16 protein-coding genes are annotated in these 18044 nt (G+C 72.3%); 8 read left to right on the top strand and 8 right to left on the bottom strand.

What is annotated here, in order from left to right:
• Positions 1-68: 68 nt before the first annotated feature.
• Positions 69-1259 carry an MFS transporter gene (locus SACE_RS19265; RefSeq protein WP_009944762.1) on the bottom strand — a complete coding sequence of 397 codons (1191 nt, stop codon included), beginning with the start codon at positions 1257-1259 and terminating at the stop codon, positions 69-71.
• 54 nt (positions 1260-1313) lie between these two features.
• On the opposite strand from SACE_RS19265, the gene SACE_RS19270 reads away from it, so the two are divergent.
• On the top strand, positions 1314-2090 hold the full coding sequence (locus tag SACE_RS19270; RefSeq protein WP_009944761.1) for an AraC family transcriptional regulator: 777 nt from the start codon (positions 1314-1316) through the stop codon (positions 2088-2090).
• 8 nt (positions 2091-2098) lie between these two features.
• On the opposite strand, the gene SACE_RS38565 is transcribed toward SACE_RS19270, so the two are convergent.
• The 3 genes from SACE_RS38565 to SACE_RS19285 are packed head-to-tail and all read right to left on the bottom strand — an operon-like array spanning position 2099 to position 4285.
• Entirely contained in the window at positions 2099-3253 is a 1155-nt protein-coding gene (locus SACE_RS38565; RefSeq protein WP_009944759.1) for a DUF6923 family protein, read from the bottom strand.
• A 4-nt stretch (positions 3254-3257) separates the two neighbouring features.
• The gene (locus tag SACE_RS19280) at positions 3258-4019 is read right to left on the bottom strand and encodes a bestrophin-like domain (RefSeq protein WP_009944757.1); all 762 of its coding nucleotides are present in this window, start codon (positions 4017-4019) and stop codon (positions 3258-3260) included.
• Complete coding sequence (locus SACE_RS19285; protein WP_009944756.1) at positions 4016-4285, bottom strand: helix-turn-helix domain-containing protein; 270 nt, start codon at positions 4283-4285, stop codon at positions 4016-4018. Before SACE_RS19285 ends, SACE_RS19280 begins: the two co-directional genes overlap by 4 nt.
• Before the next feature lie 590 nt (positions 4286-4875).
• On the opposite strand from SACE_RS19285, the gene SACE_RS19290 reads away from it, so the two are divergent.
• Genes SACE_RS19290 through SACE_RS19305 form a run of 4 tightly spaced genes read left to right on the top strand, consistent with a single transcriptional unit; the run spans position 4876 to position 11015 of the window.
• The gene (locus SACE_RS19290) at positions 4876-6297 is read left to right on the top strand and encodes a family 2B encapsulin nanocompartment shell protein (RefSeq protein ID WP_029621478.1); all 1422 of its coding nucleotides are present in this window, start codon (positions 4876-4878) and stop codon (positions 6295-6297) included.
• Between the two features lie 11 nt (positions 6298-6308).
• The gene (locus SACE_RS19295) at positions 6309-8507 is read left to right on the top strand and encodes a terpene synthase family protein (protein ID WP_009944753.1); all 2199 of its coding nucleotides are present in this window, start codon (positions 6309-6311) and stop codon (positions 8505-8507) included.
• A 53-nt stretch (positions 8508-8560) separates the two neighbouring features.
• Positions 8561-9961: a family 2B encapsulin nanocompartment shell protein gene (locus SACE_RS19300; RefSeq protein WP_009944751.1), complete on the top strand. Its 1401-nt coding sequence runs from the start codon at positions 8561-8563 to the stop codon at positions 9959-9961.
• A 16-nt stretch (positions 9962-9977) separates the two neighbouring features.
• The gene (locus SACE_RS19305) at positions 9978-11015 is read left to right on the top strand and encodes a family 2 encapsulin nanocompartment cargo protein polyprenyl transferase (protein ID WP_009944750.1); all 1038 of its coding nucleotides are present in this window, start codon (positions 9978-9980) and stop codon (positions 11013-11015) included.
• 200 nt (positions 11016-11215) lie between these two features.
• Here the strand turns inward: SACE_RS19305 and SACE_RS19310 are convergent, their stop codons facing one another.
• Positions 11216-11854, bottom strand: a complete 639-nt coding sequence (locus SACE_RS19310; protein WP_009944749.1) for a TetR/AcrR family transcriptional regulator — start codon at positions 11852-11854, stop codon at positions 11216-11218.
• A 122-nt stretch (positions 11855-11976) separates the two neighbouring features.
• Between SACE_RS19310 and SACE_RS19315 the strand changes: the two genes are divergently transcribed.
• Both SACE_RS19315 and SACE_RS19320 read left to right on the top strand, forming a co-directional pair.
• Positions 11977-13395, top strand: a complete 1419-nt coding sequence (locus SACE_RS19315; RefSeq protein ID WP_009944748.1) for an MFS transporter — start codon at positions 11977-11979, stop codon at positions 13393-13395.
• Positions 13396-13449: 54 nt separating this feature from the next.
• Complete coding sequence (locus SACE_RS19320; protein WP_011874207.1) at positions 13450-14331, top strand: hypothetical protein; 882 nt, start codon at positions 13450-13452, stop codon at positions 14329-14331.
• A 7-nt stretch (positions 14332-14338) separates the two neighbouring features.
• Here the strand turns inward: SACE_RS19320 and SACE_RS19325 are convergent, their stop codons facing one another.
• From SACE_RS19325 to SACE_RS19335, 3 genes are all read right to left on the bottom strand, one after another.
• Positions 14339-15427 (bottom strand): VIT1/CCC1 transporter family protein, encoded by a 1089-nt coding sequence (locus tag SACE_RS19325; protein ID WP_009944746.1) that lies wholly within the window; start codon positions 15425-15427, stop codon positions 14339-14341.
• Positions 15428-15513: 86 nt separating this feature from the next.
• On the bottom strand, positions 15514-16257 hold the full coding sequence (locus SACE_RS19330) for an adenylate/guanylate cyclase domain-containing protein (RefSeq protein WP_009944745.1): 744 nt from the start codon (positions 16255-16257) through the stop codon (positions 15514-15516).
• Positions 16258-16416: 159 nt separating this feature from the next.
• On the bottom strand, positions 16417-17262 hold the full coding sequence (locus SACE_RS19335; protein WP_173401314.1) for an SDR family NAD(P)-dependent oxidoreductase: 846 nt from the start codon (positions 17260-17262) through the stop codon (positions 16417-16419).
• Positions 17263-17329: 67 nt separating this feature from the next.
• Between SACE_RS19335 and SACE_RS19340 the strand changes: the two genes are divergently transcribed.
• Positions 17330-18001: a TetR/AcrR family transcriptional regulator gene (locus SACE_RS19340; protein ID WP_009944743.1), complete on the top strand. Its 672-nt coding sequence runs from the start codon at positions 17330-17332 to the stop codon at positions 17999-18001.
• Positions 18002-18044 lie beyond the last annotated feature (43 nt).

The following is an 18044-nucleotide window of genomic DNA, read 5'->3' on the forward strand; positions in this document are numbered from 1 at the left end:
GGCACAACGCTACGTCCGAATACCCCTGCGCGACAACGGCGCAACTACCACTGACGTGCAACAACACGTCAGTCCGATGTAGACGCCACCGGCGCGTGCCCGGCACTTCGCGACTCCAGCGAACGGGGCTCGGACAGCGATCGCGCGAACACCCACGCCAGCACCGGGAACGCGATCAGCACGCCGAGGGCGACCTGCAACGACGCGTGCTCCGCGATGGCGCCGACGGCCGGGGTCGCCACGCCGCCCACGCTGACCGCCAGCCCGAGCGTCACACCGCCCGCCGTGCCGACCCGGTTCGGCAGGTAGTCCTGCCCCAGCGTCACGTGTAGCGAGAAGGGGACGTAGAGCAGGATCGCCGAGGCCGCGACGAAGAAGTACACGCCATGGCCGGGAACCAGCACCACCCCGGCGACCGCGGGGACGGATGCGGCATAGGCGATCCGCAGTGTCCGCACCCGTCCCCACACCTGGACCAGCCTGCCACCGAGCAGCGTCCCCACCGCTCCCCCGGCGAACAACACGAACAACGCGACCGCTCCAGCAGTCTCGCCACCGGCCACTCGCTGTTGCGCCCAGAGTCCCACGAACGCGCTCAGTCCGATGTAGACGATCGAGCGGAACACCACGATCGCGGTCAGCCGCGCGAAAGCCGGCCAGTCGTCGCTTCCTCTCCGAGCCACCGCCTGCCCGGCCGCGGCCACCGGACGAGACAGCGAGCGCAGGACGGCCGTGGTCAGCGCCGCGCCCAGCAGCGCCGGGACGAGCAGCCAAGGGGTTGCGCGCAGGCCGCCCGCCGACAGCAGCGGCGCCACGATGACAGGCGCGAGCGCGAACCCGATGTTGCCGCCGACCGAGAACCAGCTCATCGCCAGGTGGTCGCCACGGGACACCGAGCGCACCAACCTCGCCGACTCCGGGTGGTAGGCGGCCACTCCCAGCCCCGAGAGCGCGATCGCGAGCCACGTCAGCGGGTAGGACCCGGCGGGTCCGGCCAGCGCGACGCCCAGCCCCGCGGTGGTCATCGCCACCGGGATCAGCCAGCTCAGCCGGTGGCGGTCGGTGAGCGCGCCGAACAGCGGCTGCACCACCGACGACAGCAGCGTCGCGGCCATCACGATCCCGGACACCGCGTCGTATCCGTAGTTCCGTTCCAGCACCAGGAACGGCACCACGGCGGGCACCGCTCCCTGGTAGAGGTCAACGCAGGCGTGGCCGGCGGCCATCAACCGCACAGCCTTCTTGTCGCTTTCGAGCACCCCGCGATCGTCGGACCACGCGGCGCTGTCCCGCTTCCGATAAACTGCCATGTTGTGTCGGAAGACCGCCAGGAGCCCGCGCACCGCAGGCGGGTGCGCCACGCACCGGAGGCGCCCACCGCGCTCAGGTACCTGCCCGCCGGCTCGGGCGTGGACGCGCATCGGCATGACGATCACCAGATCGTCTACGCCGGACGCGGCGTGCTGGCGGTGACCACCGAGGCCGGCAGCTGGATCGCGCCCGCGACCCGGGCGGTCTGGGTGCCCGCGGGAACGGTGCACGAGCACCGCGCCTACGGCGAAACGGACCTGCACACGGTGGGATTGCCGACGACCGACAACCCGTTGCGCCTGAGCAGCCCCGCGGTCATCGCCGTCGGATCGCTGCTGCGGGAGCTGATCCTGGCCTACACCGCCGGCGAGCACCACGACGACGGCGAGCGGTCGCGGATGCGCGCCGTGCTGCTCGACCAGCTCCGGCACGCTCCGCGGCAACCGATCCGCCTCCCGGCCGCCCGGGACCCGCGGCTGGCGGCCGTCTGCGCGATCCTCGACGACGATCCCGCCGACCCGCGCACCCTCTCCGCGCTGGGGGCCCAGGTCGGGGCGAGCGACCGCACGCTGAGCCGGCTCTTCCGCGCCGAGATGGGCATGACGTTCCCGCAGTGGCGAACCCAGCTGCGTCTGCACCACGCGCTGCGGATGCTCGCCGAGGGCAGCGCGGTCACCGAGGTCGCGCGCCGCAGCGGGTGGGCCACGACCAGTGCCTTCATCGACGTGTTCCGCCGCGCCTTCGGCCACACTCCCGGTTCCCGCCGGACGCTGCGCTGACCCTTCGCTCAGCGCGCCACCCTGCGCGCGGCGGCGCCCGCCCCGAGCAGCAGGACGAGCGCGGCCAGGCCCCACCGGCGCTTTTCGGCGGTGTCGTGCGCCTGCTCCTCCGGCTCCTCCTCGCGCTCGGGTCTGAGCGGCCTGTCCGGCGCGGTCGGCGGGTCCGCCGGAGGCGGTTCAGGGGGTGGCGGGGACGGAGCCGGCGGCGGGTCCGCGGCCGGAGGAACACCGGGAACCGGCGCGGGTTCCGGCGGCGGAGGAGGTGCAGGCACAGGTGGCGGGGGCGGAATCGGCGGCGGAGGTACGGGTTCCGGAGTCGGTGGCGGAGGTGGCGGCGGAGGTGGCGGCGGGACGGCCGCCAGGCAGCCCGCCGCGTCGGAATTCGCCATGGGCGGCCCCGAGTCCAGCAGCCGCGCGGAGCCGTCCCGCTCCACGCGGTACAGCCGGCTTCGCCCGCGCACCGCGTTCGCCGTGACGTACAACGCGTCTCCGGGCCCGAAGACCGCCGAACCGAACTCCCTGCCCGACGCGATCCGGACTTCGGCCACCACGTCCACGCTGCCGTCACCGGGGTCGATGGCGACCACGAGCGGCCGACCGACGGGAGCCGAGGTGACGCCGTGCAGCAGGCCGGTGGCCGGATCGACGTCGAAGTCGTCCACCCACGACCAGGGATGCAGCGAGACCGCTCGCACGACTCGCAGGTATGCCGGGCTGCCCGGATCGATGTCCACTGTGTACAGCGAGGCGTGGTCGCGGACGTACCAGCGGTTTCCCGAGACCGCACCGGCACTGGGGGCGACGAAGCGGTGCCGGCCCCGCAACGGACCCAGGTCGGCGGTCCGGCCCGAGGAGTCGATGGTCACCACGTGACCGCCGTCCGGAAAGGCGCCACCGCGGTCCCCCGCCGCCACGCCGTAAACCCGCCCCTGCACGGCGGAGTATCCGATCGCGTTGACCCGGTGGCCGAGCAGGCGAACCGGGTTGCGCGCGCCGGATGGCAGTTCCACCGCCGAGAGCGTCGACATCGCCCTCGGCGCGTCGCCGTGCACGCGCAGCATCGTGCACCGCTCAGCGGGGGCGGCCTCCGGCACCAGCGGCGCGGAGGTCAGCGCGACCACCGCCACCACGACCGCCGACCGGGCTGCGGTTCGGATCACCATCGGCTCAGCCGAGCCTGGCCAGCGCCCACCGGAAGGCGTCCGGCTCGATCCACGACCCGCCGCCGAAGGGGTTCTGCAGCTGGTAGATGGCGAACAGCAGCAGCGTCAGCACCCCGGCCAGCGTGGACACGACGATGATGTGGGTGAACATCCTGGTGCCGCCGAAGAGGTTCGGCAGCAGCACGCAGATGACGCTACCCGCGATCAGCACGAACCACACCACCGCCACGACCCCGCTGTCGAACGCGGTGTTGAGCCGCTCCTGGCGCTGCTCGTAGACCTGCTCGAGCCGGGTGGTCGCCTCGGACTTGCGGCCCTCCTGCCAGTCCCCGTCGGCCTCGGCGCGCAGAACCGCATCGCGCAGCAGGTCGAGCTGGGTCCACCCGGGTCCGGTGACGTCGGCCCCGGCGCGCATCTGCGGCCATTCCTGCCTCACGACGGTGTCGGCGTACTGCTTGCCCAGCGCCCGCACCTCGGCCCCGGCCGGACCGGGCAGCGAGTCCGCCGCCCAGGAGACCGCCACCAGGCTCTCGGCCTCCTCGTAGGCGCCGTCGCGAGCCGAACCGACCGTGTCGAACAGGGTGATCAGCACGAACGCGACCACCACCGCGTGCAGGCCGCTGACGATGGTGAAGACCTGACCGGCGGCGTCGTTGTTGCCCGGCCGCCCCTCGTCCTGGCCGAACCGGCGGACCATGTACGCCACGGCGGCGGCCACCAGCACCGCGCCGGCCACCCAGAGCGAACCGCTCACGTAGACGCTCACCGGCCGCCTCCCTGTCCCGCGGCGGCCTCCCCGCCTGCCACCGGCGGCCTGCTGCGCTCGGCGACCAGCAGATCACCGACCTCGCAGTCCAGCGCGGCGCACATCGCGTCGAGGTCGCCGAGTTTGAGGCTGCTCGGAGTTCCCGACCACAGGTTGGACATCTTTCCGGCCGAAATCACCAATCCGGCCTCGGCGAACTTGCGCTGGAGTTCACCCGCCTTCCAGATACCGCGATGTGCCGCCACCAACCGCAGGTTCCACTTCACGACAGCAGTCCTCCCGCAACCCCGGCCACTGCCGGTGACGATGTTCGACTTCGACGACGGCGTATCACGATTCCCGAACGGGAGTCGGTGCCCTGTTGCCGTGCCTACCAGGAACCGAACCCTACATCCAACGAGATCGGCGCGTTGATCCCCGAAACGTGGAATGCGAAACCACGTCACATGCCCCGAGTGGAGCAGCGCGCACCGCGTTCGCCCACGTACGGTCCTGCGCAATTGGTACATCCGAGTCCGCAGAAGCAGCAAACGGCTTTTACCCGACTATCCCGATAATGAATCGGAACAAGTGCACGCAAGCGGCGTTCGGGTGACGGCCGGAGCGATCTTCGACACTCAATTCCGCCCAGCACATGACGCTCTTTCGGGTGACTGTACGAGGCCGAACGGCGGTGCTAGCGTCGCCGTCGTCAACGATGATCGCCGGGCCCCGACACGATCAGCCCAGCACGGTCGGCTCAATTCAGATAGACCCGACTCACCACAAACCCGACGCGCGGATCCCATAATCCCGCGAACAATTCCCTTTCCGCACTCGCGCACTGTTGTCACCACCAAGATTGGCGGTATTCACCGTGACTGCAACGGATCCGGTCACGTCAGGTTCGGACGTGGAAAACGGGCGTTCCCAGCTGAGCCTGGGTACGGCCGCGGCGCGGAACCTGGCAACCACGACCAAGTCCGCTCCGCAGATGCAGGGCATCACCTCGCGTTGGCTCCTGCGCATGCTGCCCTGGGTGCACACCCCCGGCGGGACCTACCGGGTCAACCGCCGGCTGAGCTACGTCATCGGCGACGGCAGGGTCACCTTCACCAACACCGGCGCCGAGATCCGGGTCATCCCCCACGAGCTGTGCGAGCTGCCGCTGCTGCGCGGATTCGACGACGAGGACGCGCTCACCGCGCTGGCCGACCGGTTCCGCCAGGAGGAGTTCGAGCCCGGTGACGTGATCGCCGAGGCGGGCAACCGGGCGGACGCCGTCTACCTGCTGGCGCACGGGAAGGTCAACAAGATCGGCAGGGGCGAGTACGGCGACCAGACCGTGCTCGACGTGATGGCCGACGGCGAGTACTTCGGCGCCCAGGTGCTGGGGGACGGCGACTCCGACTGGGAGTACACCATCAAGGCCGTCACGCCGTGCACCGTGCTGAGCCTGCACCGCGACTCCCTGCAGGAGCTCAACGGCCACTCGGAGTCGCTGCGCGAGCACATCCAGCAGGCGCTGGCGGGCCCGAGCCGCCCGCACAACGACGCCGGTGAGGCCGCCATCGAGATCGCCTCCGGCCACAGCGGCGAGCCGCAGCTCACCGGCACCTACGTCGACTACGAGCTCAAGCCCAGGGAGTACGAGCTCAGCGTCGCCCAGACCGTGCTGCGGGTGCACAGCCGGGTCGCCGACCTCTACAACCACCCGATGAACCAGGTCGAGGAACAGCTGCGGCTGACCATCGAGGCCCTGCGCGAACGCCAGGAGAACGAGCTGGTCAACAACCGCGAGTTCGGCCTGCTGCACAACGCCGACCTCAAGCAGCGCATCCACACCCGCACCGGCCCGCCCACGCCCGACGACATGGACGAGCTGCTGGCGCTGGTGTGGAAGAACCCCGGATTCTTCCTGGCCCACCCGCGCGCGATCGCGGCGTTCGGGCGCGAGTGCAGCAAGCGCGGCGTCTACCCGCAGACGGTCGACATGGGCGGCCACCAGGTACCGGCCTGGCGCGGGGTGCCCATCCTGCCGTGCAACAAGATCGGGGTCAGCGACACCCGCACCAGCTCCATCGTGCTCATGCGCACCGGCGAGCAGGACCAGGGCGTCATCGGCCTGCACCAGACCGGACTGCCCGACGAGTACCGGCCCGGCCTCTCGGTGCGGTTCATGGGCATCGACGACAAGGCGCTCATCTCCTACCTCGTCAGCGCCTACTACTCGGCGGCCATCCTCGTCCCGGACGCGGTGGGCGTGCTCGAACACGTCGAGATCGGCCGGGAAGGCTGAGGACATCGGTGATGCCGGCCCCCCAGCAGCGGCAGCCGTACCGGCTGCCCGCGTTCTACCTGCCCCGGCCCGCGCGGCTGAACCCGGACCTCGAAGCCGCCCGGGCCCGGTCCCGGCGGTGGGCCGAGGAGATGGGCATGCTCGGCTCCCGGGCGGAGCCCGAGGGTGAGCAGGTCTGGACGCGGGAGGACTTCGACCGGCACGACTACGCGTTGCTGTGCGCCTACGCGCACCCGGACGCGAGCGCTCCCGCGCTGGAGCTGATCACCGGCTGGTATGTCTGGGCCTTCTTCTTCGACGACCACTTCCTGGCCCGCTACAAGCGGACCGGGGACGTCGACGGAGCGCGGGCCCACCTGCTGGGGCTGGCCGAGCTCATGCCCGTGGGGCCCTCGGACGCCGCCCCCGCCGCGACCGGTCCGGTCGAGCGGGGCCTGGCGGACCTGTGGGTCCGCACGGCTCCGGAGGTGCCGGCGCGGTGGCTGGTCCGGTTCGCCGCGAGCACGCGGGAGCTCCTGGAGAACCGCCTCCGGGAGCTGACCGGCACCAGCCGGTGCGGGGTGCCCAACCCGGTCGACCACATCGCGATGCGCCGCGAGGCGGGCGGCGCGTCGTGGTCGGCCGCACTGGTGGAGTACGCCGCCGGTTCCGAGGTGCCCGACGTGGTGGCGCGCAGCAGGCCGATGCGCGTGCTGCGGGACAGCTTCTGCGACGGCGTGCACCTGCGCAACGACATCTTCTCCTACCCGCGCGAAACCAGCGAGGAGGGCGAGCTCGGCAACGGGGTTCTCGTGGTCGAGCGGTTCTTCGACACCGACCCGCAGGAGGCCGCCGACACCGTCAACGACCTGCTGACCTCGCGGCTGCACCAGTTCGAGAACGTCACGCTCACCGAGCTGCCCGCGATGTTCGAGGAGCACGGGCTGAGCCCGGTGGAGCGCGCCGACGTGCTGGACTACGTCAAAGGGCTGCAGGACTGGCAGTCCGGCGCTCACGAGTGGCACCTGCGCTCCGGCCGGTACGCCGTTCCCGGCGGAGCGGAACCGCGGGAACCACGGCGTTTCCTCAGCGGGCCGCACGGACTCGGCACGTCGTCGTCGCACCTCGGTTCGCTGCTTCGGACCGTGCGGCCGGGGCTGCCGATACCGCACGGCCAGCTCAGGTACGCCCGGATCGCGGTGCCGGCGATGAGCTCGCCGCATCCCGTGCGGACCAACCCGCAGGTCGGCACCGTTCGCGCCCACGCCAAGGAGTGGGCGCGCCGGATGGGCATGCTCGACGGTTCCGGGGTGTGGACGGCGAACGTCTTCGACGCGGCCGACTTCGGCCAGTTCTCGGCGATGGCGCACCCGGACTCGCCCGGTCCGGAACTCGAGCTGGTCAACGACTGGCACGTCTGGGGGTGGTTCTTCGACGACTTCTTCACCGAGGTGTTCAAGCGCAGCAGGAACCGGGCCGGAGCGGAGGCGTTCCTGGCCCGGCTGCCCGGCTTCATGCCCGCCGACACCCGGCGCACGCCCGCGCCGGCCAACCCGGTGGAACGCGGCCTCGCCGACCTGTGGGCCCGCAGCACGCCCGTGCTGGCCCCGCGGCTGCGGCGCCGGTTCCCGGAGCACGTGCGGAACTTCGTCGGCAGCTGGCTGTGGGAGCTGGACAACCTGATCCAGAACCGCGTCAGCGACCCGGTGGACTACCTGCGGATGCGGCGCCGGACCGGCGGGTCGGCCTTCCGCGGCGCGCTGGCCCGGCACACCCTCGGTGCCGGGCTCGCGCCCGCGGTGTTCGACACGCCGGAAATGCGCGCGCTGCACGAGAACTGGGCCGATGTCGGCCCGCTGCGCAACGACCTGTTCTCCTACCACAAGGAAGTCGACCGGGAAACCGAGGTCACCAACGGAGTCCTGGCCGTGCAACGGTTCTTCGACTGCGGCCTGCAGCAGGCGGCGGCCGTCGTCGCCGATCTCGCCGAGGTGCGGCTGCGCCGGTTCACCGCCGTCGCCGAGCAGGAGTTGCCCGCGCTGGCCCACCGGTTCGAGCCGGGCCGGGCACCGCGAGAAGAACTCGACCGCTACGTCAGGGGCCTGCACGACTGGCTCGCCGGCGAGCTCGCGTGGTCGCAGGTGACCGGCCGGTACCGGGAGCCGTCGGTGAGCGCGGTCGGCGCCGACCTGCCGGCCGCCCCGCTCGGCATCACCGGTGCGGCCGGTTGACGACGCGAACCTGACACCCACTCGTCCACCCGCAACAGATAGGTGGTTGTGTTTTGACTGTCACTGAGCCGGAAAACGCGGTCGACGGCGACGCCTCGCTGAGCCTGGGCACCGCCGCGGCGCGCAAACTGGCCACCACGACCAAGACCGCGCCGCAGATGCAGGGCATCTCGCCGCGATGGCTGCTGCGCATGCTGCCCTGGGTGCAGGTCACGGCGGGTACTTACCGGGTCAACCGGCGGCTCACCTTCGCGCTGGGCGACGGGCGGGTCGAGTTCACCAGCACCGGCACCGAGGTCCGCGTGATCCCGCAGAAGCTCCGGGAGCTGCCGCTGCTGCGCGGTTTCGAGGACGACTCGGCGCTGGGCGTGCTCGCCGACCGGTTCGTCCAGCGCGAGTACGAGACGGGCGACGTGATCGTGACCGCGGGTTCGCCCGCCGACCGGCTCCACCTGCTCGCCCACGGCAAGGTGGCCAGGATCGGCACGACCGAGTACGGCGACGACTCCACGCTCGGCGTGCTGGCCGACGGCGACCACTTCGGGGCGGACGTCCTCGGCGGCCGGGCCGGTTCCTGGGACCACAGCGTCAAGGCGCTGACCCGCTGCACCGTGCTGACCGTCGACGAAGCCGCGATCAGCGAGCTGACCGAACGCTTCCACGACCTGCGCGCCCACATCGAGCACATCCGCGACGGCACGCCGCGCCCCCGCAACAAGCACGGTGAGGCCGCCATCGACATCGCCTCCGGCCACAGCGGCGAGCCGGCTCTGCCCGGCACGTTCGTCGACTACGAGCTGGAACCGCGCGAGTACGAGCTGGGTGTCGCCCAGACGATCCTGCGGGTGCACAGCCGGGTCGCCGACCTCTACAGCAAGCCGATGGACCAGGTCGAGCAGCAGTTGCGGCTGACGGTCGAGGCGCTGCGGGAGCGCCAGGAGAACGAGCTGGTGAACAACCCCGACTTCGGCCTGCTGCACAACGCCGACCTCAAGCAGCGCATCCACACCCGCACCGGCCCGCCCACCCCCGACGACATGGACGAACTGCTGTCCAGGCGGCGCAAGACGGAGTTCTTCCTCGCCCACCCGCGCGCGATCGCGGCCTTCGGCCGCCAGTGCAGCAAGCGCGGCCTGTCGCCGCAGAGCCGCACCGTCGAAGGCACCTCCGCGATCACCTGGCGCGGGGTTCCCGTGCTGCCCTGCGACAAGATCCCGATCTCCGAGTACGGCACCACCTCGATCCTCGCGATGCGCACCGGCGAGGAGAGCCAGGGCGTGGTCGGCCTGCACCAGACCGGGATCCCCGACGAGTACGAGCCGAGCCTCAACGTGCGGTTCATGGGCATCGACGAGCAGGCGATCATCCGCTACCTCGTCAGCGTCTACTTCTCGGCAGCCGTGCTGGTCCCCGACGCCCTCGGCGTGCTGGAGCACGTCGAGATCACCCGCTGACGAGAGGTGGCAGGCCATGGCCATCGTGGAAACCCCCCATGCCAGATCCGCCCGCGAGACCCTGGCCTGGAGCCGGGAGCTGGTGGACCCGGGGCTGCGCGCGGCGGTGAACACCCTCGCCCCCGCGATGCGGCTCGTCGCCGGCTACCACTTCGGCTGGTACGACGAGCACGGCGCACCGACGCGGACGCAGGGCGGCAAGGCGATCCGGCCCGCCCTGGTGGTGCTGGCGGCCGAGGCCGTCGGCGGCTCGCCCGCGACGGCGCTGCCCGCCGCCGTGGCCGTCGAGCTGGTGCACAACTTCTCGCTGCTGCACGACGACGTCATGGACGGCGACCTGACCCGCAGGCACCGCGCCACGGCGTGGCGCGTCTTCGGCAACGGCCCGGCGATCCTGGCCGGTGACGCGCTGCTCACGCTGGCGTCGGACGTGCTGGCCGCCAGCGGGCACCCGGCGGCGCAGGCCGGCGTGCGGACGCTCAACACCGCGGTGCTGGAGCTGGTCGACGGCCAGGTCGCCGACCTCGCCTTCGAGAAGCGCGATGACGTCGGCGTCGCCGAATGCCAGACCATGGTGGCGGGCAAGACCGGCGCACTGCTCGGCTGCGCGTGCGCGGTGGGCGCGGACTTCGGCGGCGGCAGCACCGAGCAGGTCGAACACCTGCGGCGGTTCGGCGAGCTGCTGGGGCTGGCCTTCCAGCACGTCGACGACCTGCTCGGGATCTGGGGCGACCCGGAGATCACCGGCAAACCGGTGCATTCGGACCTGCGGACCCGCAAGAAGTCGCTGCCGGTGGTGGCCGCGCTCACCTCCGGCACCGCAGCGGCCGAAGAGCTGGCCGAGCTCTACCACCGGGCGGAGCCGCTTTCCGATGCCGACCTCCCCCGCGCGGCGGAGCTGGTGGACCGCGCAGGCGGCCGGGACTGGAGCCGGCGGCAGGCCGACGAGCTGCTGGAGGCGGCGCTTCGCGCGCTGCGCGAGGCGGCACCCGAGAACCGGCCCGCCGCCGAGCTCGCCGCGCTGGCCCGGCTCGCCTCGCACCGGGAGAGCTGAGCCCGCCGCGACCGTCCGTCGAGGCGACCGAACGTGCGCCGGCCGGGGCACTCCCCCCTTCCCTGCCCTGGCCGGCGCACACCCTCCTCACCCGGTCATCGTTCGCGCTCGCCCAACGCTGAGCGATCGACAAAGCGATTCCGCAGCACCGCAAGCGAAGTCAGCACAGGCGTCCTCAGTCCACTGAGGACCGAGGCGGTTCAGCCGCAGCAGGCGGCCAGGCCGGTGCGCAGGAGATCGAAGCCCCGGTCGGCTTCCCGGACCGCGTCCGCGTGCCGTTCGTCCGCGCTGCGCCCCTCCGCGAGCAGGCGGTGGTTCTCCAGGGCGAGCAGCCGCAGGACGGTGGTGATCTGCCCGGCGGCGAGCAGGCAGGTCAGGGCGTCGGCGCCGGTCGCCGTCCGCAGCTCGCCGGCGAGCGCCCGCGTGGAGCGGTCGGCGAACTGCGACAGCCGCGCGACCAGGGCGGGTGTGCCGTAGACCAGTCCGCTGAAGGCCAGCACCTCCTGGGCGTCGCAGAGCCCGGTGATCGGGTCGCGCTCGCGCAGGCCTGCCACGAAGTGCCGGTGCAGCGCGTCCAGGGGAGAGTTCTCCGCGCGTTCGCGCACCACCCGCGCGGACTCGTCGACGTGGTCGGCGAAGCGGTGCAGTACCAGGTCCTCCTTGGTCGGGAAGTAGTTGAACAGCGTCGGCTTGGACACCTCGGCGGCCGCCGCGACCTCGGCCACCGACACGGCGTCGAACCCGCGCTCGACGAACAGCCGGATGGCGGCGTCCGAGATCGCCTGGCGCGTGCGCTGCTTCTTGCGTTCCCGCAGACCCGGCTCGCTCATGACCGCCATGCTAGCTCATCGCAAGACTCGGTCAATCAGTTATCCAGTACTAGTTTTTAACCGAGTTAGCCTTTGTGGCATGCTCTCTCCGGCCGGTGCGGCAGAGCACCGCCGACGAGAAGAGGGATGACATGACCGGAACGACGGCCTCCACCGCGGAGACCGGACACCGGCGCTGGTGGGGCTTCGCCCTGGCCGGCGCCGCTCAGCTCATGGTGCTGCTGGACACCACGATCGTGAACATCGCGCTGCCGTGGGCCCAGCGCGACCTCGGGCTCTCCGACGCCGACCGGCAGTGGGTGGTGACCGCCTACATGCTGGCCTTCGGCTCGCTGCTGCTGCTCGGCGGCCGGATCTCCGACGCGCTCGGACGGCGGCCGAGCCTGGTCGTCGGCGTGCTCGGCTTCGGTGCCGCCTCGGCGGCGGGCGGCGCCGCCGTCGACGCCGGAATGCTGATCACCGCCCGCGCCGCGCAGGGCGCGTTCGCCGCGTTGCTCGCGCCTTCGACCATGGCGCTGGTCGCGGCGCTGTTCGTCGACCCGCGGGAACGCGCCAAGGCGCTCGGCCGGTTCAGCGCGGTCGTGGGGGCCGGCGGCGCGCTCGGTCTCGTGGCGGGCGGGCTGCTCACCGGTTACCTGGACTGGCGCTGGTGCCTGTACGTCAACGTGCCGGTCGCCGTCCTCGTGGCCGCCCTGGCTCCGGCGTTGCTGCCGAACCCCGCCGGGCACAGCGGTGTGCGGCTCGACCTCGTCAGCGCGGCACTCGCGACCACCGGGATGGCGGCGCTGGTCTGGGGAGTCGACGAGGCGAGCACCCGGGGATGGGGTTCGCCGGTGGTCGCGGGCCTGCTCGCCACCGCGATCGTCCTGCTGACCGGATTCGCGGTGCGCCAGGCCCGGACGCGCGATCCGCTGCTGCCACCGCACATCGTGACCGACCGGCGTCGCGTCGGAGCCTTCTGCGCCGTCGCGCTGACCATGGCCGCGATGTTCGGCACCATGCTCGTGCTGACCTACCAGTTGCAGGGCGTGATGGGCTACTCACCGCTTCGGGCCGGCCTGGCGATGCTGCCCGGCTCGGCGCTGGCGATGCTCATCTCGTCGCAGGTGTCCGGGCGGCTGCTTCCGAGGCTCGGCGCCCGGCGGCTCGTGGTGCCGGGCATGCTGCTCACCGCGTGCGGCCTGGGATGGCTGACCCTGCTGAACCCGCACAGCACGTACCTTTCCGGCATCCTGCCCGCGCAGTTGCTCTTCGGCCTCGGTACCGGGCTGGTCATGACGCCGAGCATCGGTACGGCGCTGGCCGGCGTCGCGCCGCGGGACGCCGGTGCCACCTCCGCCGTGGTGAGCACGGCCCAGCAGATCGGCGGCACCACCGGCATCGCGCTGATGAACACCGCCGCCGCAGCCGCCTCGGCGACCTGCTCCGGCGCGTCCCCGATCACCGCGCAGGTGCACGGCCACACCGTCGCGGCGATGTGGGCGGTCGGCTTCGTGCTGGCCGGGGCGGTGGTGGCCGGGCCGCTGCTGGGCGGCAGGCCGCGGTCCTGACCCGCCGACGTTATCCTTGCCGCTGCAACGGATCGTCCTGGGAGGTGTGCGGTGGTGCGGCTGCGCGACTGGCCGGTCAACGTGATCCCCCGGAACAGCGGGGACGTCGCGGCGGCAGTGGAGCTGCTCTGCCGCCGGGTGCAGTGGACCGACGCCAACCGCGGAGTCCTGGAGCGCCTGCTCGAACCGTGGTTCGCCGAGGGCTGGCACGTGCAGGCGTTGCTGCACGCGCTCGACCACCGCCCCGACGGCTCCGCGCAGAACCGGCGGGGCAAGGACGAGACGGCCGACGAGTTCGTCCGCAACCGCCTGCGGTACTGGTTCGACGAGTCCCCGCAGGCGGAGACCGCGCACTCCAAGCTGCCGCCGCCGAAGCCGGGCCTGGAGTTCGGCCGCTACCTCGCGCTCGCCCAGGAACGGCAGCGGCGGGAGGCACCGCGCCAAGCCGCGCGCCTGACGGAGCGGGGCGAGCGGGCCCGGGCTCGGGCGCGGGGCATCGCGCGTTCCCGAGTCGACCCCGTCCAGCGCGGCCGGGAACAGGCCGAGCGGATGCGCACGGCGATGGACAGCCTGCTGCCGCCCGGCGGCACCGCCCCGGAACCGCAGCCCGTCGGCTCGCCGCCGCGCAGGCTCCGCGACTCCACCCGCGACATCGCCGACTTCGCCGCGCGCCGGTCGCTGATCCGCAGCGACCCCCGCGTCCGCCGCTGCGTGCAGGAGATCGCCGACAGCGGCGGCAAGCCGACGCGGGAGCAGATCCAGGTGCTGCGCGGCGCGGTCCTGCAGGCCAGGCAGAGCGCGCGGCTGGCGTCCCTGGACGCCTCCGCGCCGGGCCCCGACCTCACCCCGGACGCCCAGCGCATCCTGGACTTCCTGGAGAACGTGGTCGACACGGCGAGCCCGGTCGACGCCACGCTTGCCGCCCTGGAGCAGTGAGCGGGGATCAGCCGAGGGTGGCGCCGAAGAGCATCCCGAGCAGGTAGGTGACCGCGGCCGCCGCCGTCCCGATCGCGAGCTGCCGGACGGCCCGCGAGAGCGGAGGCGCGCCGGAGAGCACCCCGGCCGTGGCACCCGTGAGCATCAGCGCGCACCCGACCAGCACGATCGCGACGACGATCGCCACCGGCCCCTGCAACCCCAGCAGGAAGGGCAGCACCGGAACGGCCGCGCCGGAGGCGAAGAAGCAGAAGCTCGAGACCGCCGCGTGCACACCGGTGCCGACGACCTCGTGGCCGTCCTCCTCCTGTTCCGGGCGGGAGGCCGGCTCGGGAAACCCGGTCCGCAGCACGGAGTCGGCGCGGCGCTGGGCCTCCTCGGCCGGCATGCCCCTGGCCCGGTAGACCAGCGCGAGCTCGTTGGCGTCGACGTCGAGGTGCGCCACCGCGGAGCGGGCCGCCCGGTCCGGCCGCGAGGCGGCCAGCAGCTCCCGCTGCGAGCGCACCGAGATGTACTCCCCCGCCCCCATCGACAGCGCCCCGGACAGCAGCCCGGCCAGTCCGGTGAGCAGCACCGCGGTGGTACCCACTCCGCCACCGGTCACCCCGAGGACCAGGGCCAGGTTGCTCACCAGGCCGTCGTTGGCGCCGAACACCGCCGCGCGGAAGGACCCCGACACGCGAGCCCTGCCGCGTGCGGCGAGCCCGCGCACGACCTCGGCGTGGATCCGCTCGTCGGCGGCCATCGCACGGGTGGCGTCGGCGTCCATGTCGTAGACCGACCGGCTCTCCGCGCGCTGGGCGAGCGCGAGCACGAACACCGAGCCGAACCAGCGCGCGAGCAGGACCAGGGTCCGCATCCGGAAGTCGCCCCGGCGCTCCGGTCCGACCTCGTCGCCGAGCAGGTTCTTCCAGTGCTCGGCGTGGCGTTCCTCGGCCTCGGCCAGGCCGAGCAGGATCTCCCGCTCCTCGCCGTCCCGGCGGGCGGCGAGCTCTCGGTAGACCTTGGCCTCCTCGCGCTCGTCGGCCAGCCGGCGCCGCCACCGGCGGATCGCCCGCCGGTCCGGGGGTGCGGACGCGGGGTCTTTCTCGCTCATCCGCTCAGGCTCTCAAGTGGCGGTGGTGTCCACCACTCGTGTCCGTCGCGCGGGGTGGCACCGCATGTCCACTGTAGAGCGCCGGTTCACCTCGTTTCGGTGTCGACGCGGTACACCCCGACGCCGGGTGGGACGCCCTTGGCGTGGAAGAAGTCCTTGCGGCGCAACACGAATCCCGTGTTGTCAAGCCGCTCCAGGGTGGAGCTGGAGATCAGCACCTCGCCGGCGCCCGCCGCACCGGCCACCCGGGCCGCGATGTTGACGTCGCGTCCGAAGTAGTCCTGCCCGAGCTCGCGGGGCCGTCCCACGTGCACACCGGCGCGCAGGCGCAGCCGGTGTCCCCGCACGGCCAGCCGCTCGACGGCGTCCCTGGCCGCGAGACCGGCCTCGACCGCGTCGTGCGCGTGCGGGAACACCGCCATGAGTCCGTCGCCGAGCCGCTTGACCAGCCGTCCGCGCCGCTGGACCAGCGGCTCGATCGCGGCACCGACCTCCCGCAGCATCTCCACCGCGAAGTCGTCGCCGACCTCCAGCGTCCAGGTGGAGAACCCGGCGAGGTCGGTGAACAGCACCGCCAGCTCCTGCTCTCCCTCATCGGCGGGCTCCCCCTCCGCTTGGGACTGCCACACCTGCAGCGCGCCGAACCCGAGCTCGCGCAACACGCTCGGCTGCCGCGCCGCCAGGACTGCCAACCGCCGTCCCAGCACGCCGGACACCGCGCTGCCGCCGATCGAGAGCGGATCGCCGTAGCGGGCGTCGCCCGGAAGCCGGGTGCGCAGCCACTCGGCCAGCGCGAGCAGCCAGGGATCACCGTCGACCCGGCGGGCCACGGCCCGCACCCTGCTCGCCAGCCGCCTGCGGCGGGCCTCCTGCTCGCGGTCCGCGGCCGGCGCACCTCGACGAGCTCCAGTACCGCTTCGACGAGGGGCCGACTTTTTCCGCCTCGGGCGGCGCATCGGCCCGGGACCGCGCGACATCGGCACCGCTCCCTAACGCACGAGCCTGCCGGCGATGGTGCCCACCAAGCGCTGGTAGGAAGCGCCGAGCAGGCGGGGCAGCGCGTCGATCACGTAGGCGTCGGAGCCGACGAGGATGCGCGGCCGGCGCAGGCTGATCCCGTCGAGGATGATCCGCGCCGCGCGCTCGGGAGTCGTCCGCGCGATCTTGTCGAACGAGCGGGCCACCTCCTCGCGCTCACCGGCGCCGACCCCGCCCGCGCTCCGGGCGATGTCGGTCTTCACCCCGCCCGGATGGATGCAGGAGACGTGCACCGGAGCGCGCTCGGCCAGCATCTCCTGGCGCAGGGCCTCGGTGAACCCGCGAACCGCGAACTTCGAGGCGTTGTAGGCGCTCTGCGTCGGCACGCCGATGAAGCCGAAGACGCTGGAGACGTTGGCCAGGTGACCGCGGCCCGAGGCGATCAGGTGCGGCAGGAACGCCTGGCTGCCGTGCACCACGCCCCAGAAGTTGACGTCCATGACACGCCGCAGCTGCTCGGCGCTCATCGTCCGCACCGGCGCCTTCAGCGCGACGCCGGCGTTGTTGAGCACCAGGTGCACGCGGCCGAACTCCTGGGCGACCTGGGCGGCGTGCGCGTACACCGCATCCCGGTCGGAAACGTCCAGCGCGTAGGGACGGGCGGTCGCGCCCAACTGCCCGCAGCGACCGGCGGTCTCCCGCGCCGCCTGCTCGTCGATGTCGGAGACCGCGACCTCGGCGCCGGAGCGCGCGAGCCGCAGCGCGACCGCGCGGCCGATGCCCGATCCGGCCCCGGTGACCACCGCGACCCTGCCCGCCCAGGATTCCCGCCTCGCCAACGCCGCAAGCCCCCTCATGCTGTTCGACAGCTCTGGTAGGTGGTACTGCTTGTACCGGGTACTTTGCCGTTATCGTAGCCTCGTGATGGCCCGAGTCAAGAGCATCGGCGCACCGGCGGACGGCAGGTCGACCCGGTGGGCGCAACACCGGGAACGCAGGCGCGCGGAGTTCGTCGACGCCGCGATGCGCGCCGTCGAGCAGCACGGTCCCGACGTGCTCACCGAGCAGATCGCGACCGCGGCCGGGGTACCGCGCCCCAAGCTCTACCGGTACTTCGACGGCAAGGCCGACCTGCACCGGGCGGTCGCGGAGCGGGCCGTCGAGCTCTTCGACGCCGAACTCGAGCCGCTGTGGCACGCGGGCCTGCCACCGGTCGAGCTCGTGCGCGGCGTCGTCGGGCGTTCGCTGGACTGGATCGGCGAGCACGCCAACCTCTACCGGTACCTGCAACGCGACGTCGGCTCGACCGGCGTCTACGACAGGGGTCGCAGCGCGCTGCGCTCCCAGGTGATCAACGTCGTCACCGCCTACCGCGACGCCATCGGCGCGCCCGCGTACCGCACCGACGCGCTCGCGGTGGGCCTGGTCGGGCTCGTCGAGGCGACCGTCGACCAGTGGCTGGCCGACCCGTCCGGCTTCGGCCGCGACGAGCTGACCGAGGAGCTGGTGCGGTGGATCTGGGCGATCCTGAGCGACCTCGCCCAGCGCCACGGCGTGCGGATCGATCCGGAGCAGGTCGTGATCGCCGGAAGTTAGTGGTACGCCGCTGCTACGGTGCCCGTCATCGCCTGGCGCGGGC

It is taken from the genome of Saccharopolyspora erythraea NRRL 2338, from assembly GCF_000062885.1.
Taxonomy (GTDB): Bacteria; Actinomycetota; Actinomycetes; order Mycobacteriales; family Pseudonocardiaceae; genus Saccharopolyspora_D; species Saccharopolyspora_D erythraea.

Excerpts from the sequence above, each read along its gene's own strand:
- SACE_RS38565 (WP_009944759.1), bottom strand. The coding sequence starts at position 3,253 with ATGGTGATCCGAACCGCAGCCCGGTCGGCGGTCGTGGTGGCGGTGGTC.
- SACE_RS19295 (WP_009944753.1), top strand. The coding sequence starts at position 6,309 with ATGCCGGCCCCCCAGCAGCGGCAGCCGTACCGGCTGCCCGCGTTCTAC.
- SACE_RS19305 (WP_009944750.1), top strand. The coding sequence starts at position 9,978 with ATGGCCATCGTGGAAACCCCCCATGCCAGATCCGCCCGCGAGACCCTG.
- SACE_RS19310 (WP_009944749.1), bottom strand. The coding sequence starts at position 11,854 with ATGGCGGTCATGAGCGAGCCGGGTCTGCGGGAACGCAAGAAGCAGCGC.
- SACE_RS19315 (WP_009944748.1), top strand. The coding sequence starts at position 11,977 with ATGACCGGAACGACGGCCTCCACCGCGGAGACCGGACACCGGCGCTGG.
- SACE_RS19325 (WP_009944746.1), bottom strand. The coding sequence starts at position 15,427 with ATGAGCGAGAAAGACCCCGCGTCCGCACCCCCGGACCGGCGGGCGATC.
- SACE_RS19335 (WP_173401314.1), bottom strand. The coding sequence starts at position 17,262 with ATGAGGGGGCTTGCGGCGTTGGCGAGGCGGGAATCCTGGGCGGGCAGG.
- SACE_RS19340 (WP_009944743.1), top strand. The coding sequence starts at position 17,330 with ATGGCCCGAGTCAAGAGCATCGGCGCACCGGCGGACGGCAGGTCGACC.